This is a genomic window from Pseudomonas sp. WS 5503, assembly GCF_012985385.1.
GTDB lineage: Bacteria > Pseudomonadota > Gammaproteobacteria > Pseudomonadales > Pseudomonadaceae > Aquipseudomonas > Aquipseudomonas paracarnis.
The window spans coordinates 311,397-328,531 of the sequence record NZ_JAAQWI010000007.1 but is presented as its reverse complement, the minus strand read 5'-3'; the positions used below and the strand labels follow the sequence as shown (position 1 = coordinate 328,531).

Annotated in this window: 15 protein-coding genes; 8 read left to right on the top strand and 7 right to left on the bottom strand. The window is 59.5% G+C overall.

The window, feature by feature from the left end; all coding sequences use genetic code 11:
- Positions 1-14: 14 nt before the first annotated feature.
- Genes crcB through ftsK form a run of 4 tightly spaced genes read right to left on the bottom strand, consistent with a single transcriptional unit; the run spans position 15 to position 4,825 of the window.
- Complete coding sequence (gene crcB / locus HBO10_RS19465; protein WP_034127877.1) at positions 15-389, bottom strand: fluoride efflux transporter CrcB; 375 nt, start codon at positions 387-389, stop codon at positions 15-17.
- A complete protein-coding gene (locus HBO10_RS19460) occupies positions 386-1,711 on the bottom strand; it encodes a replication-associated recombination protein A (RefSeq protein ID WP_034127878.1) in 1,326 nt (441 codons plus the stop codon). The genes crcB and HBO10_RS19460 overlap by 4 nt, the downstream gene beginning before the upstream one ends.
- Before the next feature lie 27 nt (positions 1,712-1,738).
- Positions 1,739-2,362: an outer membrane lipoprotein chaperone LolA gene (lolA, locus tag HBO10_RS19455; protein ID WP_003174700.1), complete on the bottom strand. Its 624-nt coding sequence runs from the start codon at positions 2,360-2,362 to the stop codon at positions 1,739-1,741.
- A 54-nt stretch (positions 2,363-2,416) separates the two neighbouring features.
- Complete coding sequence (gene ftsK, locus HBO10_RS19450; RefSeq protein ID WP_003192084.1) at positions 2,417-4,825, bottom strand: DNA translocase FtsK; 2,409 nt, start codon at positions 4,823-4,825, stop codon at positions 2,417-2,419.
- 476 nt (positions 4,826-5,301) lie between these two features.
- On the opposite strand from ftsK, the gene aat reads away from it, so the two are divergent.
- The 3 genes from aat to infA all read left to right on the top strand — a co-directional run bounded on the left by aat (position 5,302) and on the right by infA (position 7,065).
- Entirely contained in the window at positions 5,302-5,982 is a 681-nt protein-coding gene (aat, locus tag HBO10_RS19445; protein WP_034127879.1) for a leucyl/phenylalanyl-tRNA--protein transferase, read from the top strand.
- A gap of 56 nt (positions 5,983-6,038) precedes the next feature.
- Complete coding sequence (locus HBO10_RS19440) at positions 6,039-6,746, top strand: arginyltransferase (protein ID WP_003192088.1); 708 nt, start codon at positions 6,039-6,041, stop codon at positions 6,744-6,746.
- Between the two features lie 100 nt (positions 6,747-6,846).
- Positions 6,847-7,065 (top strand): translation initiation factor IF-1, encoded by a 219-nt coding sequence (infA, locus tag HBO10_RS19435; protein WP_002553999.1) that lies wholly within the window; start codon positions 6,847-6,849, stop codon positions 7,063-7,065.
- Between the two features lie 244 nt (positions 7,066-7,309).
- On the opposite strand, the gene clpA is transcribed toward infA, so the two are convergent.
- Complete coding sequence (clpA, locus tag HBO10_RS19430) at positions 7,310-9,580, bottom strand: ATP-dependent Clp protease ATP-binding subunit ClpA (protein WP_003192090.1); 2,271 nt, start codon at positions 9,578-9,580, stop codon at positions 7,310-7,312.
- Between the two features lie 29 nt (positions 9,581-9,609).
- Complete coding sequence (clpS, locus tag HBO10_RS19425) at positions 9,610-9,978, bottom strand: ATP-dependent Clp protease adapter ClpS (RefSeq protein WP_005789091.1); 369 nt, start codon at positions 9,976-9,978, stop codon at positions 9,610-9,612.
- Positions 9,979-10,203: 225 nt separating this feature from the next.
- Between clpS and cspD the strand changes: the two genes are divergently transcribed.
- Positions 10,204-10,479, top strand: coding sequence for a cold shock domain-containing protein CspD (cspD, locus tag HBO10_RS19420; protein ID WP_034128147.1), 276 nt, complete (start codon positions 10,204-10,206; stop codon positions 10,477-10,479).
- Positions 10,480-10,553: 74 nt separating this feature from the next.
- Here the strand turns inward: cspD and icd are convergent, their stop codons facing one another.
- The gene (gene icd / locus HBO10_RS19415; protein ID WP_034128148.1) at positions 10,554-11,810 is read right to left on the bottom strand and encodes an NADP-dependent isocitrate dehydrogenase; all 1,257 of its coding nucleotides are present in this window, start codon (positions 11,808-11,810) and stop codon (positions 10,554-10,556) included.
- Between the two features lie 483 nt (positions 11,811-12,293).
- Between icd and HBO10_RS19410 the strand changes: the two genes are divergently transcribed.
- The 4 genes from HBO10_RS19410 to hflD all read left to right on the top strand — a co-directional run bounded on the left by HBO10_RS19410 (position 12,294) and on the right by hflD (position 17,059).
- Entirely contained in the window at positions 12,294-14,519 is a 2,226-nt protein-coding gene (locus tag HBO10_RS19410; protein WP_034127880.1) for an NADP-dependent isocitrate dehydrogenase, read from the top strand.
- Positions 14,520-14,808: 289 nt separating this feature from the next.
- Positions 14,809-15,255 carry an NUDIX hydrolase gene (locus HBO10_RS19405; RefSeq protein WP_034127882.1) on the top strand — a complete coding sequence of 149 codons (447 nt, stop codon included), beginning with the start codon at positions 14,809-14,811 and terminating at the stop codon, positions 15,253-15,255.
- A 59-nt stretch (positions 15,256-15,314) separates the two neighbouring features.
- Complete coding sequence (gene mnmA, locus HBO10_RS19400) at positions 15,315-16,439, top strand: tRNA 2-thiouridine(34) synthase MnmA (RefSeq protein ID WP_034127883.1); 1,125 nt, start codon at positions 15,315-15,317, stop codon at positions 16,437-16,439.
- Complete coding sequence (gene hflD / locus HBO10_RS19395) at positions 16,436-17,059, top strand: high frequency lysogenization protein HflD (protein WP_003192101.1); 624 nt, start codon at positions 16,436-16,438, stop codon at positions 17,057-17,059. The genes mnmA and hflD overlap by 4 nt, the downstream gene beginning before the upstream one ends.
- The last annotated feature ends 76 nt before the right edge of the window (positions 17,060-17,135 follow it).

Below are 17,135 nucleotides of genomic sequence, written 5' to 3'. Positions count from 1 at the left end.
TCGGTCTCTCGTTATCAAAGTTTGGTCAAGGACAGGCCAGCCCAGGTGGCGAGCAGCCCGCCGAATACGCTGATGGCCGCATAGCCAATCGCCAGCGGCACTTGCCCGCTTTCCAGCAGGCGCACGGTATCCAGTGAAAAGGATGAAAAAGTCGTCAGGCCGCCAAGAAAGCCAACCATCAGGCCGGCACGTACCTCGACAGGCACTTCCGGGCGTAACAAAAACAGGCCGTATAACACGCCGATCAACAGGCAGCCCACGATATTAACGGCGAGCGTCGCCGCATAGAAGTGTTTCGGCCAATTGGCGTTGATCCAATTGCCGGTGGCGAAGCGCAGCAGTGTACCGGCGATACCTCCCGCCGAGACGGCGATCACCAAAGGAATCATGTTTTTCTCCGCTGCCTGGGGCTCAGACGGTCGAGGGTGGCCAGGTGGTTGAGCTTCTCGCCGATCTTCAGCTCCAGGCCACGGGGCACTGGCTGGTAGAACGGCTGCGGCTCCAGCTCATCGGGGAAGTAGTCTTCGCCGGCCGCGTAGGCGTCCGGCTCATCGTGGGCATAACGGTATTCGTCGCCATACCCCAGCTGCTTCATCAGCTTGGTCGGCGCGTTGCGCAGGTGCAGCGGCACTTCGAGGGAACCATGCTCGGCGGCCGCACGCAGGGCCGACTTGAAGCCCATGTACACCGCGTTGCTTTTGGGCGCGCAGGCCAGGTAAGTGATGGCCTGGGCGACCGCCAACTCGCCTTCCGGACTGCCGAGGCGCTCCTGCACCTCCCAGGCGGCCAGGCACAGGCTCAGGGCGCGCGGGTCGGCATTGCCGATGTCTTCGCTGGCCATGCGCACCACACGACGCGCCAGGTACAGCGGGTCGCAACCGCCATCGATCATGCGCGCAAACCAATACAGCGCGCCATCAGGGTTGGAACCGCGTACGGATTTGTGCAGCGCGGAAATCTGGTCGTAGAAGGCTTCGCCGCCCTTGTCGAAACGCCGGCGTGTGTCACCGAGCAAGCTTTGCAACAGGTCGACGCCAATCTCGCCGCCGTCTTCGGCCAGGTCGGAAGCATTCTCCAGCAAGTTGAGAAAGCGGCGCCCGTCGCCATCGGCGGCGGTCAGCAAAATCTTGAAACCTTCATCGCTGAGGCTCAGCTGGCGCTTGCCCAGCCCCTTGTCTTCGCTCAAGGCTCGGTGCAGCAGCTTTCGCATCGCCGCTTCATCCAGGCTCTTGAGCACATAGACCCGCGCCCGTGACAACAAGGCGTTGTTCAATTCAAAGGAAGGGTTTTCGGTGGTGGCGCCGATAAAGATCAGCGTACCGTCCTCGACATAAGGCAGGAACGCATCCTGCTGCGACTTGTTGAAGCGATGCACTTCGTCGACGAACAGGATAGTGCGTTTACCGTATTGCCCGGCCTGCTGCTTGGCGACTTCCACCGCCTGGCGGATCTCCTTGACCCCGGCGAGCACCGCCGAGACCGTTTCAAAGTGCGCATCCGAGACCTTCGCCAGCAACCGCGCCAGGGTGGTCTTGCCCACGCCCGGCGGCCCCCAGAAAATCATCGAATGCAGCGCACCCTGCTCCAGGGCTTCGCGCAAGGGCTTGCCCCGAGCGAGCAGGTGTTCCTGACCGACGTACTCATCCAGGTTGGTCGAACGCAAGCGCGCGGCCAACGGCTGGGCAATCGGGTCACTTCGAAACAGATCCATGGGCAGCGTTTGAAACCTCTGGGCAGTTTATTCCTGGATCACGTCGGCACCCTTGGGGATGTCGAACTTGAACTTGGACGCGGGCACCGGCTGGTTGGCCTTGACCCCGGAGAACAGGATATCGGTGCGCTGGCCGACGCTGTCGACCAGGCGCATGTTGTTGATCACGCCGTTGCCGAACGACAGGGACAGCGTGTCAAACAACGTGTCCTTGGATTTTGGCTTGAGGGTGAACTCGATGACGTTGCTGGTCTGCTTGGAGGTGATGTCGAAGCTGTCGTTGATTTTCGACACATCACCCGACAGCAGCAGTGCCGGGGTCTGGTTCAGGCGTGGATCGAGCTTCTTGATGGTCGCCTGTTCCAGGTCCGGGTCCCACAGCGTGACTTTCTGGCCGTCGGAAACGATGGTCTGCTCCGCCTTGCCTTCGGTATGCCAGTAGAACAGCCCTGGGCGCTGCACGGCCATTTCACCGGCGGTTTCCTGCAACTGGGTGCCGCCGGCATCCAGGGTCAGCTGGGAGAAGCGCGCGGTGAGGGTCTGGGATTTGTCCAACAGGTTCTTCAGGCTGGCGACGGAAGCCGGGTCAGCGTGAGCCGAAACAGCGGTCAGGGCCAAGGCTGGCAACAACAGCATGCGGATAAAGCGCATGGGAGTCCTCATTGAGTAGTCAGGGCACGCCGCGTGTTGCCACGCGGCGCGGAATCAGTCGCGCATCTGCCCGGGGGCGATGACTTCACGCGAGCCATTGGTGTTCATTGCGGTCACGACGCCGGCCATTTCCATGGCTTCGATCATGCGGGCGGCACGGTTGTAGCCGATTTTCAGCTTGCGCTGCACCGCGGAGATCGACGCACGGCGGCTTTCCAGTACGAAGGCCACGGCCTCGTCGTAGAGCGCGTCGGTTTCAGCATCATCGTCGCCACCGCTGCTGCCACCGTCGAAGCCGCTGCCGGCCTCTTCCACGCCAGCGAGAATGTCGTCGTTGTACTCGGGCGCGCCGCGCAGTTTCCAGGCTTCGACCACACGGTGGACTTCGTCATCGGAAACAAAGGCGCCGTGAACGCGAATCGGCAGGCTGGTGCCCGGCGGCATGTAGAGCATGTCACCGTGGCCCAGCAGTTGCTCGGCGCCACCCTGGTCGATGATGGTGCGCGAGTCGATCTTGCTGGAGACCTGGAACGCCATGCGGGTCGGAATGTTGGCCTTGATCAGGCCGGTGATCACGTCCACCGACGGCCGCTGTGTCGCGAGGATCAAGTGGATACCCGCCGCCCGTGCCTTCTGGGCGATACGGGCGATCAGCTCTTCAACCTTCTTGCCGACGATCATCATCATGTCGGCAAATTCATCGACCACCACCACGATGGTCGGCAGCTTGGTCAGCAGTGGTGCTTCATCGTGAATGCTTTCGCGCTTGTACAGCGGGTCGGTCAGCGGTGTGCCGGCGTCCTGGGCTTCCTTGACCTTGGCATTGAAGCCCGACAGGTTCCGCACGCCCATCTTCGCCATCAGCTTGTAGCGGCGCTCCATCTCGGCAACGCTCCAGCGCAGGGCGTTGGCGGCGTCCTTCATGTCGGTGACCACCGGGCACAGCAGGTGCGGGATGCCTTCGTAGATCGACAGTTCCAGCATCTTCGGGTCGATCATGATCAGCTTGGCGTCATCCGGCCCGGACTTGAACAGGATCGACAGGATCATGGCGTTCACACCCACCGACTTACCGGAACCAGTGGTACCGGCTACCAGCAGGTGCGGCATTTTCGCCAGGTCGGTAATCACCGGCTTGCCGCCGATGTCATGGCCGAGCGCCAGGGTGACCGGCGATTTGAAGTTGTCGTATTCCGGCGTCGACAGCACTTCGGAGAAGCGCACGATCTGGCGGTCTTCGTTGGGAATCTCGATACCCACGGTGGTCTTGCCCGGGATCACTTCCACCACGCGCACGCTGGTCACGGCCAGGGAACGTGCCAAGTCTTTGGCCAGGTTGGAAATGCGGCTGACTTTTACCCCGGCGGCCGGTTGGATTTCGTAACGGGTAATCACAGGGCCCGGATGGATCGAGTCCACCGACACTTCGACGCCGAATTCCTTGAGCTTGATTTCCAGCAGGTGGCCGACGGCCGCCAGGGATTCGGGGGAATAGTTGAGTTGTTTCTTCTCGGCCGGGTCCAGAATCGAGATCGGCGGCAAGGTGCCTTCGACGGCGCTGTCGATGAACAGCGGTGCCTGCTTCTCTTTTTGCACGCGATGGCTGGGCTCCGGCGCCTTGGGCGGTGCCGGGGCGATCACGGGCGGCACTTGCTTTTCACGGTCCGACATGTGCTTGCTCAGGGCCTGCTCGCGCTCAATCAAACGCTCCTTGACCTTGGCTTGCTCGCGTCGATCCGGCGTGCTTGGGGCCACCACCTCGTTGACACGGGTGTCCACCTCACGCAGCTGCGCCACCATTTGCTTGCGCTCGACACGGGCGGCCCACCAGCGATTGGCGGCGCCCTGGAACAATTCGAACAGGTCGAGGGTGATCTTGCCGGTCACATCCATCACCTTGAACCATGACAGGTCGGTGAATACCGTGAGGCCGAACAGGAACAGCGCGATGAACATCAGGGTGCTGCCCTGGATATTCAGGGTCCTGCGCGCCAGGTCGCCAAGGCTTTCACCCAGGGCCCCGCCCGCGCCCGCCGGCAGACCGGTCGGGGCATGGAAGTGGATATGCGCCAGCGCAGCGCCCGACAGCACCAGGAACACCAGGCCGATCAGGCGCCAGGAGAACAGCCAGCCGCTCCACTGCCACGGCTCGTGACGCTGACGGAAGATCTGCCAGGTCTTGATCGCCAGCAACAGCGGGAAAATGTAGGCGAAGTAACCCAGGATCATGAAGAGGATATCGGCGCTGTAGGAACCTACAGGGCCGCCGAAATTCTGCACGTCATCGATCTTGCTGTTATGGCTCCAGCCCGGATCGTCCTTGCCATAGGTCAGCAAGGCCATCATCAGGAACAGGCACAGCGCACCGATGGCAATCAGTGCGCCTTCCTTGAGTCGGTAATGCAGGTGCTGGCGCCAGGCCGGTACGACTGCTGCTTTAGGTGCTGCGGCGGATTTCTTCAAAACGGGTCTATTCCTGCGCCTTTAGCGCGTCCATCTGTTGAATGACTACACACGACTGCTCTATCCGGAGCAGTTGAAAAATGAACGAATGTTGCTGAATCTACTTTTAACACCCGGTGACGGATAGGTGAAATGGCGATAACGCCACAATGGCCGCATTGTACGGGTTTGCGTGCGCGATGCCACACACTTACCCTTCACCTGACTGCACGGACAATTTGAGCATGCATTGCCTTTGCTGACAAAGGCTTATGAGCTGTATTTAGCAATCCAGGCAAGCTTGGCAAATGGCCGGCATGCGCAAGACCCGATTACGACCACACCCTGTGTACAGAGTTGCAGAAACACCTGTTCATGCTAATCCTCGTCAATCGCCTATTCGGGCTGGCCCCACGGCGCAGGGTCGTCAATAATCAACGCTTGCGGTGCAGGTGCATGACCTGCCACTCCCCTCCCCTTCCCTAAGCCTGGATGCCATGCTGACCTGGTTACAACGCGACACCCTGACGTTCCCTCCCTTGGCCAAGGCCATGCGCGAACCCAACGGCCTGCTTGCCGCCGGTGGCGACCTGTCGGCCGAACGACTGATCCAGGCCTACCGCCATGGCTGCTTCCCCTGGTTCTCCGAAGGCCAGCCCATCCTCTGGTGGTCGCCAGACCCGCGCACGGTGATTTTCCCCGACGAGCTGCATGTTTCCCGTAGCCTGGGCAAATTATTGCGCCAGCAGCGCTATACCGTGACCTTCGACCAGGATTTCGCCGCCGTCATCCAAGCCTGCGCCGCGCCCCGTGCCTACGCCGATGGCACCTGGATCACCGAAGGTATCCAGAAGGCTTATCTGGAGCTGCACCAACGCGGCTATGCGCATTCCGTCGAGGTCTGGGACCAGGGCGAACTGGTAGGTGGCCTGTATGGCCTCGCGATGGGCCAGTTGTTTTTTGGCGAGTCTATGTTCAGCCGCGCCGACAACGCCTCCAAATTCGGCTTCGCCACGTTGACCCGGCAACTGCAAGCCTGGGGATTTGTGCTGATCGATTGCCAGATGCCCAACGATCACCTGCACAGCCTGGGCGCCCGCGGCATACCCCGCAGCGTCTTCGCTGACTTCCTGCATAAACATCTGGACCAACCCAACGCTGGGCCGTGGGTTTCCTAGGCGACTTTCGCGCACGTGGCTTACACTTATTTCAAAGCTTATCCCGAGGGTTGATCATGACCGAGCTGGCGCGCTTGAAGTTCTATGCCACTCAAGCCCACTCATGCAGCTATCTGCCCGACGAGCAGGCCACCACACTGTTCCTCGATCCCAGCCAGCCCATGGACGTGCATGTGTATGCCGACCTGTCCGAGATGGGCTTCCGGCGCAGCGGCGATCACCTGTATCGCCCCCATTGCCAGAACTGCAACGCGTGCGTGCCTGCGCGTATCCCGGTTGCGCAGTTTTCGCCCGACCGTAATCAGAAACGCATTCTCAAGCGCAACGCTGACCTGACAGTACACGCCACCAAACCCCAATACAGCGAAGAATATTTCGATCTCTACCAACGCTATATCGAGCAGCGTCATGCCGACGGCGATATGTATCCGCCCAGCCGCGACCAGTTTTCCACATTCCTGGTGCGTGACTTGCCTTTTTCGCGTTTCTACGAGTTCCGCCTCGACGGCCGCCTGCTGGCCGTAGCGGTGACCGACCTACTGCCCAACGGCCTCTCGGCGGTGTACACCTTCTATGAACCGACCGAAGAACGCCGCAGCCTCGGGCGCTTCGCCATCCTCTGGCAAATAGGCGAAGCGCTGCGCCTGGAGCTGGAAGCGGTGTACCTCGGATACTGGATCAAGAACTGCAAAAAGATGAACTACAAGACCCAATATCGGCCCATTGAGCTGCTGATTAATCAAAGATGGGTCACGCTTAACTAGAACCCCTTGGCTTGAACACCCTTTTTCGGGCACAATGCACGCCGCTTTTGCCTGGCGCAGTTGCACCGGGCCATTCACTGGATACCGAGGGCTTTACTGCATGTCGAAAGAAGACAGCTTCGAAATGGAAGGCACTGTCGTCGACACCCTGCCCAACACCATGTTTCGTGTGGAGTTGGAAAATGGGCACGTCGTAACCGCGCATATCTCCGGCAAGATGCGCAAGAACTACATTCGTATTCTTACCGGTGACAAAGTGCGCGTCGAGCTGACGCCCTATGACTTGAGCAAAGGGCGCATCACTTACCGCGCTCGCTAAGCAAGTCAATACAAAACGCCCGGTTATGCCGGGCGTTTTTGTGTGCGCAGGATTTAACAGTCGCCACTTGACCCTGTGGGAGCTGGCTTGCCTGCGATAGCGGTGGGCCAGTTAACGATGTGCGACTGAAGGACCGTCATCGCAGGCAAGCCAGCTCCCACAGTTGACCGTCATTGTCTCGTAATCGTATTTCAGGCAGCAAAAAGGCGCCTTTCGGCGCCTTTTGCAATGTTGCAGCTAACGATCAGGCCATTTCAGCCGTGGTCTCGAACTCGAAGGTCAGCTCGCCGTCCTTCAGGTCGATGTGTACCACCCCACCATGGTCGGAGAGTTCGCCGAACAGGATCTCTTCGGCCAGCGGCCGCTTGATCTTGTCCTGGATCAGACGCGCCATTGGGCGTGCGCCCATTGCCGCATCGTAGCCGCCCTCTGCGATCCAACTGCGGGCCGCTTCCGTCACATCCAGCTGCACGCGCTTGTCTTCCAACTGCGCTTGAAGCTCGGTGAGGAACTTGTCCACCACGCTTTTGATGACCTCATGGCTGAGGCGACCAAACTGGATAATGGTGTCCAGGCGGTTGCGGAACTCCGGCGTGAAGCTCTTCTTGATCACTTCCATGGCATCGGAGGAGTGATCCTGATGCGTAAAGCCGATCGAAGCCCGCGCCGCGGTTTCGGCACCGGCGTTGGTGGTCATGATCACGATCACGTTGCGGAAGTCTGCCTTGCGCCCGTTGTTGTCGGTCAGGGTCCCGTGGTCCATGACCTGCAATAGCAGGTTGAAGACTTCCGGGTGAGCCTTTTCGATTTCATCGAGCAGCAATACGCAATGTGGCTGCTTGGTGATCGCCTCGGTCAACAGGCCGCCCTGGTCGAAGCCGACATAGCCCGGAGGCGCACCGATCAAGCGCGACACAGTGTGGCGCTCCATGTACTCGGACATGTCGAAACGGACCAGTTCGATGCCCATGGCCTTGGCCAGCTGGCGAGCCGCCTCGGTCTTGCCGACGCCGGTCGGGCCTGCGAACAGGAACGAACCGACTGGCTTGTCCGGCGACTTGAGGCCAGCACGCGACAACTTGATCGCCGTGGACAGCGAGTCGATGGCCGCATCCTGGCCAAACACAGTGAGCTTGAGGTCGCGCTCCAGGTTACGCAGCAACTCCTTGTCGGAGCTGGTGACGTGTTTTGGCGGAATCCGCGCGATCTTGGCCACGATGTCCTCGACTTGAGGCACGTCGATGCGCTTCACGCGCTTCTCGACCGGCTGCAGGCGCTGATAGGCACCCGCTTCGTCGATCACATCGATGGCCTTGTCAGGCATATGCCGGTCATTGATGTAGCGCGACGCCAGCTCAGCCGCCGCACGCAAGGCCTCATCGGTGTATTCGATGCCATGGTGCGCTTCAAAACGCCCCTTGAGCCCGCGCAGGATACCGATGGTGTCTTCAACCGACGGCTCGGACACGTCGACTTTCTGGAAGCGACGCGCCAGGGCACGGTCTTTTTCGAAGATGCCGCGGAATTCCTGGAACGTGGTCGAACCAATGCAACGGATATCACCCGAGGACAGCAGTGGCTTGAGCAGGTTGGAAGCGTCCATCACCCCACCGGAAGCTGCACCGGCGCCAATGATGGTATGGATCTCGTCGATGAACAGGATGGCCTGTGGACGTTTTTTCAACTCACCGAGCAACGCCTTGAAGCGTTTCTCGAAATCGCCACGGTACTTGGTCCCGGCGAGCAACGCGCCCAGGTCAAGGGAATAGACGACACTGCTGGCCAGCAGGTCTGGCACCTGGTTGTCGACAATGCGCTTGGCCAGGCCTTCGGCAATCGCGGTCTTACCCACGCCCGCCTCGCCCACCAGCAACGGGTTGTTCTTGCGACGACGCGCAAGGATCTGCGCTACACGCTCAACCTCATGCTCACGCCCCACCAGCGGATCGATCCGCCCCTGGCGCGCCATTTCATTGAGGTTGCTGGCATAGGCATCCAGCGGATTGCTCGAAGAAGAAGACTCACCGCCCTCCTCGTCCTGCATATCCTGCTCACCCTCGGAATGATCGCCGTGCCCAGGCACTTTAGAGATACCGTGGGCGATGTAATTGACTACATCAATACGGGCAACGCTCTGCTGCTTGAGCAGGAACACGGCCTGGCTTTCCTGTTCGCTGAAAATCGCCACAAGCACATTCGCGCCCGTGACTTCACGCTTACCGGAGCTCTGTACGTGGAACACAGCACGCTGCAATACCCGCTGGAACCCCAGGGTTGGCTGGGTTTCGCGGTCCTCGTCATGCACGGGGATCAGTGGTGTGGTGGAGTCGATAAACTCCTGCAGGTCATGCTTGAGCTTGTCGAGGTTGGCGCCGCACGCACGTAGAACGGTGGCGGCAGCTTCGTTATCCAAAAGTGCCAACAGCAGGTGTTCGACGGTCATGAATTCATGACGCTTCGAACGAGCCTCCTTGAAGGCAAGATTGAGGGTGACTTCGAGCTCGCGGTTTAACATAGCTTCACCTCATACCCAAGTGGTCGGCGTTAACCGTCCTTCTCGATTTCACAGAGTAGCGGATGCTGGCTTTCCCTGGCGTACTGGTTGACCTGCATGGCCTTTGTCTCGGCGATGTCGCGGGTAAACACTCCACATACTGCCCGTCCTTCTGTGTGAACGGCCAGCATTACCTTGGTCGCCAACTCGCGGTTCAGGTTAAAAAACACCTCGAGCACTTCGACGACGAAATCCATCGGTGTGTAGTCATCATTGAACAAAACCACCTTGTACATGGGCGGCGCCTGTAAAGCAGGCTTGGCCTCCTGAACAGCAATGCCTGCAGAACCGTCGTCGTCATGTTCCTGATCCGGGCGATCCTGATTGAATGTTAGTCGAATCTGGCTGTTTGCATGCATGGGAAAGAAAGGTTCGTCAGTGGTTCAATTACAGTGGTGGGGGCGACCTGTCAGAATTTCAACTCTGACTCTTGGGTCACCTTGACTATCGGCGAAACGGTGTTACAACAAATAGAGCCCACAGTGGGTAAAAAAGGTCCGCGCAGTCAACCTTATTTATTCGGGTTAGGACGGATAGACAGGATGATACTCCAGTGATGGAGTCTGGTGCAGAGGGATAAGGGAATGGCTAGTGGTAAGGTCAAGTGGTTCAACAATGCCAAGGGTTACGGCTTCATTAATGAAGACGGAAAGAGTGAAGACCTCTTTGCGCATTTCTCAGCGATCAATATGGATGGGTACAAAACGCTGAAAGCGGGTCAAGTGGTCTCCTTTGAGATTACCCAGGGCCCAAAGGGCTTGCATGCGGTGAAGATCGAAGGAATCACCGCTAGTAGCCCTGCCGCAGAAAACGTTGCGGCGCCCGGCCAGAAATCACGACAAGAAAAGCAGAAGGCCTGACCAGTCACAGAACAAAGCACTGAAAGCAAACCGGCCACCCCGAATCACCAGGGCGGCCGGTTTTGTGTGCCTGTTTACATATGCTTGATCAACGCATCACCAAAGCCCGACGACGACACCAACGTAGCGCCATCCATCAGACGCTCGAAGTCATAGGTCACAGTCTTGGCCGAAATCGCGCCATTGGTGCCCTTGATGATCAGATCCGCTGCCTCGACCCACCCCATATGCCGCAGCATCATTTCCGCAGACAGGATCAATGACCCAGGGTTGACCTGATCCTTGCCCGCATATTTAGGCGCAGTGCCGTGGGTGGCTTCAAACATTGCCACGGTGTCCGACAGGTTGGCCCCCGGCGCAATACCAATACCGCCCACTTCCGCCGCCAGGGCGTCGGACAGGTAATCACCATTGAGGTTGAGCGTGGCGATCACGTCATATTCGGCCGGGCGCAGCAGGATCTGCTGGAGCATGGCGTCGGCAATAGCATCTTTGACCACCACATTCTTGCCGGTCTTGGGGTTCTTGAACTGCATCCACGGCCCGCCATCGAGCAAGGTCGCACCGAATTCTTCCGCCGCCACCTCATAGGCCCACTCCTTGAAGGCACCCTCGGTGAACTTCATGATGTTGCCTTTGTGCACGATGGTCAGCGAGTCGCGGTCGTTATCCACCACATATTGCAGGGCCTTGCGCGCCAGGCGCCTGGTACCCTCTTTGGAGACCGGCTTGACGCCAATCCCGCAATCCTGGTCGAAACGGATCTTGGTAACGCCCATTTCTTCCTTGAGGAACTTGATCACCTTGATCGCTTCCGGCGAACCGGCCTTCCACTCGATGCCCGCGTAAATATCCTCGGAGTTCTCACGGAAAATGGTCATGTCCACGTCGCCTGGTTTTTTCACCGGGCTGGGCACGCCTTCGAACCAGCGCACCGGGCGCAGGCACACATACAGGTCGAGCTGCTGGCGCAGGGCCACGTTCAGCGAACGGATACCGCCACCGACTGGCGTTGTCAGCGGGCCCTTGATGGACACCACGTAATCCTTGACCGCATCCAGGGTTTCCTGGGGCAGCCAGGTGTCCTGGTCGTAGACTTGAGTGGCCTTTTCACCAGCGTACACCTCCATCCAGGAGATTTTGCGCTTGCCGCCGTAAGCCTTTTCAACAGCGGCATCGACCACCTTGATCATCACCGGGCTGATGTCGACGCCAATACCGTCTCCTTCGATGTAGGGGATGATCGGTTGGTCAGGAACATTGAGAGAATGGTCTGCATTGACGGTGATTTTGTCGCCGACTGCCGGAACCTGAATCTTCTTGTATCCCATGCTGAACTCCATCTATGGATTGAACATCTGGCTGCGTTCGAGCCTACTCCAGATAAATGGCGACTGAAACCTCACGCCATGCTCATTTGCATCGAAAACAGCACATTTGGTGGCCTACAAGCCTGAAAGCAAAGGGAAAAGCGCCAATCTTGAGCACATCTCACCACCTCACGCACCTGCGACCTTTAGACCAATGGACGAGCCTCCTTTTGTATGAAGGCTCAGCGTAAGCATAGCGACCTATGTATAATGCCGCCGCTGACCAAAGAGTCACGACGGCGGACCGCTCTAGAACGTAGCCTTTCGCCAGAAAGCCGGACTATTACCATAGCCCACCCGCTTGACGCTCGACTGATGCAAACCAACATCACCGCGAAGAAACCTCGACATTTCGCTCATGGATGACTTTGAACGAACGCGCTCTACCCGGCGCATCTCGAGTTTCTGCGCACGCTTTCAGCAAAGAAGAGAGTTAATCCGAATATGCCCACCCGCTCGAAGATCATCTACACCTTCACCGACGAAGCCCCAGCCCTCGCCACCTATTCACTGCTGCCTATCGTAGAGGCCTTCACCGCTTCCGCTGATATTGCCGTGGAAACCCGCGACATTTCCCTCGCCGGGCGCATCCTCGCAAGCTTCCCCGAGCAACTGGGCACCAAGGCCATCCCGGACCACCTCGCCGAACTGGGCGACCTGGCCGTTACGCCTGAAGCCAACATCATCAAGCTTCCCAACATCAGCGCCTCGACCCCGCAGTTGCAAGCCGCGATCAAGGAACTGCAGGCCCAGGGCTACGCCCTGCCGGACTACCCTGAAACCGTAACCACCGACGCGGAAAAAGAAACCCGTGCACGTTACGACAAGGTCAAGGGCAGCGCCGTGAACCCGGTCCTGCGCGAAGGCAACTCCGACCGTCGCGCGCCGCTGTCGGTCAAGAACTACGCACGCAAGCACCCGCACAAGATGGGCGCCTGGGCCGCCGACTCCAAGTCGCACATTGCCCACATGAACAATGGCGACTTCTACGGCAGCGAAAAAGCCGTGCAGATCGAAGCCGCTGACGCTGTCAAAATCGCGCTGGCTGCAAAGGACGGCACCACCACCGTCCTGAAGGAAAAGACCAACGTTCAAGCCGGCGAAATCATCGACACCGCCGTGCTGAGCAAAAAAGCCCTGCGCAGCTTCATCGCCGCTGAAATCGAAGACGCCAAGAAGCAAGGCGTGCTGCTGTCGGTCCACTTGAAAGCCACCATGATGAAGGTCTCCGACCCGATCATGTTCGGCCAGATCGTTGCCGAGTTCTATAAAGACGCCCTGGCCAAGCACGCGACCGTGCTGGAACAGATCGGCTTCAACCTGAACAACGGCATCGGCGACTTGTACGCTCGCATCAAGGCCCTGCCGGCCGACCAGCAAGCGCAGATCGAAGCCGACATCCAGGCGGTCTACGCCGTTCGCCCTGCCCTGGCGATGGTCAACTCCGACAAAGGCATCACCAACCTGCACGTGCCAAGCGACGTCATCGTCGACGCCTCGATGCCAGCGATGATCCGTGACTCCGGCAAGATGTGGGGCACCGACGGCCAGCTGCACGACACCAAGGCTGTGATCCCGGATCGCTGCTACGCCACCATCTACCAGGCGGTCATCGAAGACTGCAAGGCCAATGGCGCCTTCGACCCAACCACCATGGGCAGCGTGCCAAACGTTGGCCTGATGGCTAAGAAAGCCGAAGAGTACGGCTCCCACGACAAGACCTTCCAGATCAAGGCTGACGGCGTTGTCCGCGTCACCGACAGCCAGGGCAACCTGCTGATGGAACAGAACGTCGAAGCTGGCGACATCTTCCGCATGTGCCAGACCAAAGACGCTCCGATCCAGGACTGGGTCAAGCTCGCCGTCAACCGTGCCCGCGCCAGCAACACCCCGGCCATCTTCTGGCTGGACCCCCAGCGCGCCCACGATGGCGTAGTCGTCGAGAAAGTTCAGGCTTACCTGAAAGACCACAACACCGAAGGCCTGGACATCCGCATCATGGCCCCGGTCGATGCGATGAAGTTCACCCTGGAGCGCACCCGCAAGGGCCTGGACACCATCTCGGTGACCGGCAACGTACTGCGCGACTACCTGACCGACCTGTTCCCGATCATGGAACTGGGCACCAGCGCCAAGATGCTGTCGATCGTGCCGCTGATGAATGGCGGTGGCCTGTTCGAAACCGGCGCTGGCGGTTCGGCTCCAAAGCACGTGCAGCAACTGCTGGAAGAAAACTTCCTGCGCTGGGATTCCCTGGGCGAGTTCCTGGCCCTGGCCGCGTCCCTTGAGCATTTGGGTGTGACGTACAACAACCCGAAAGCCCTGGTACTGTCCAAGACCCTGGACCAGGCCACCGGCCAGTTCCTGGACAACAACAAGTCGCCATCGCGCAAGGTCGGCAACATCGACAACCGCGGCAGCCACTTCTACCTGGCGCTGTACTGGGCACAAGCCCTGGCCGCCCAGACCGAAGACACGGCACTGCAAGCGCAGTTCGGCGAACTGGCCAAGACCCTGGCCGCGAACGAAGCAACCATCGTTGCCGAACTCAACGCCGTACAGGGCAAGCCAGTGGACATCGGCGGCTACTACGCGCCGAACCCAGAGCTGACCAGCAAGGCCATGCGCCCAAGCAACACCCTCAATGCGGCGATTGCCAAGTTGAAGTAAGGTTGTAAGGATGCAAAGAAGCCCCGGCCAAGTGCCGGGGTTTCTGTTTGTAGGGACTTCATTGAAGAAACCCAATCCAATGTGGGAGCTGGCTTGCCTGCGATTGCAGTCTGTAGGAGCGAGCTTGCTCGCGAAAAACGTCAACGATAACGCGTGCTTGCTGAATGAACGCGGCGCCTTTGAGTTTTTCGCGAGCAAGCTCGCTCCTACAAAAAAGCCTTAACTGACTGGCATTAAGGCAGCCAGCTCCCACATTGAGCATGCCACCTTCCAGATACCGAGGTTTGCAATGACCTGGCTCCCCCACATCACCGTCGCCACCATCGTCGAAGACAACGGCAAGTTCCTGATGGTCGAAGAACTCAAGGGTGGCCGCGCCGTGCTCAACCAGCCGGCAGGCCACCTCGACCCGGATGAAACCCTTACCGAAGCCGCCGTGCGTGAAACCCTGGAAGAAACCGGCTGGGACGTGGAAGCCACCGGCATCGTCGGCATCTACCTGTATACCGCACCGAGCAATGGCGTGACCTACCAGCGGGTCTGCTTTATCGCCAAGGCAGTGAAACACCACCCGGACTATCAACTCGACGAAGGCATCCTGCGCGCCCGCTGGCTGACCCGTGGCGAGCTGATGGCCGTGCGCGACGACTGGCGCAGCGAGCTGATTATCCGTTGCATCGATGATTATCTGGCCGGCCAACGCCACAGTCTCGAATTGATCCGCCCTTCTCTTTAGCCTTGCGGGCCCAGGCCTGCTAGAATCGCGTCCTTTTTCAAGACACCCGTTGAAACCCTATGCGTGATCCAGCCCCTTCTGACACACAAAAGAAGCGCGTCATCGTCGGCATGTCCGGCGGCGTGGACTCTTCCGTTTCCGCCGTTCTGCTCATGGAGCAGGGTTATGAGGTGGAAGGCCTGTTCATGAAGAACTGGGAAGAAGACGATGGAACCGAATACTGCACCGCCATGGACGACCTCGCGGACGCCCAGGCCGTGTGCGACAAGATCGGCATCAAGCTGCACACCGCCAACTTCGCCGCCGAGTACTGGGACAACGTGTTCGAGCACTTCCTGGCCGAATACAAGGCCGGCCGCACGCCGAACCCGGACATCCTGTGTAACCGCGAAATCAAGTTCAAGGCCTTCCTCGACTACGCCATGATGCTCGGCGCCGACCTGATAGCTACCGGCCACTACGTGCGCCGTCGCGATATCGATGGCCGCACCGAATTGCTCAAGGGTCTGGACCCGAACAAGGACCAGAGCTACTTCCTGCACGCCGTGGGCGGTGAACAGATCGCCAAGACTCTGTTCCCTGTCGGCGAGCTGGAAAAACCCGAAGTGCGCAAGATTGCCGAGAAGCACGGCCTGGCCACCGCCAAGAAGAAAGACTCCACCGGTATCTGCTTTATCGGCGAGCGGCGCTTCAGCGATTTCCTCAAGCAATACCTGCCGGCGCAACCGGGCGAGATCAAGACCACCGAGGGTGAAGTGATCGGCCGCCACCATGGCCTGATGTACCACACCATCGGTCAACGCCAGGGCTTGGGCATCGGCGGTTTGAAGGACGCCGGTGAAGAGCCGTGGTACGTACTGGTCAAAGACCTGGAGAACAACGTGCTGGTGGTCGGCCAGGGCAACGAGCACCCGCTGCTGTTCTCCGGCGCCCTGCTCGCTTCCGAGATTTATTGGGTCAACCCTATCGACCTGAGCACCCCGCGCCGCCTGACCGCCAAAGTGCGTTATCGCCAGAGCGACCAGCCCTGCACCCTGGAAAAGACCGCCACCGGCTACCGTGCCACCTTCGATGACCCGCAACGCGCGGTCACCCCTGGCCAGTCCGTGGTGTTCTATGACGGCGAGATCTGCCTGGGCGGCGGCGTGATTGAAGTCGCGCAAGCCTGGAGCAACCCGGCATGAGCCCGACCCAGGAGCAGTTGACAGCCCTTGGCGGTGTCTTTCTCGCTGCGGTACTGGTGGACAAGATCGCCAAGACCGGCCAGGTCACTGAAGCCGGCCTGACCTGCATGCTCGGCAGCCTGCTGATCCGCGACCCCAAGGACACCCTTGAGGTTTACGGCGGCGACGACCTGGCCCTGCGTGAAGGCTATCGCGCCCTGATCGGCGCCCTGGAGCGCGACCCCAGTACTTTGCAGCGCGAGCCGCTACGTTATGCCCTGTCGATGCTCGGCCTTGAGCGCCAGTTGGCCAAGCGCGACGACCTGCTGGACACCATCGGCAAGCGCCTGCCGCAGATCCAGTCCCAGGTAGAACACTTCGGCCCGGCCCACGAAAACGTGATCGCCGCCTGTGGTGCGCTGTACCAGGACACCTTGAGCACCCTGCGCCAGCGCATCCAGGTGCATGGCGACATGCGTAACCTGCAGCAACCCAACAACGCGTCGAAAATCCGCGCCCTGCTCCTGGCCGGTATTCGTTCGGCACGCTTGTGGCGCCAACTGGGCGGTCATCGCTGGCAGTTGGTGATCAGCCGACGCAAATTGCTCAAAGAGCTTTACCCGTTGATGCGCAACGAATAAGTCGCACCAGCAGGCTGTTTTCAAGCCATTACGCGTAATACGCCGGTCAGTTGGCGACGGACCGGCGGATTTTTTC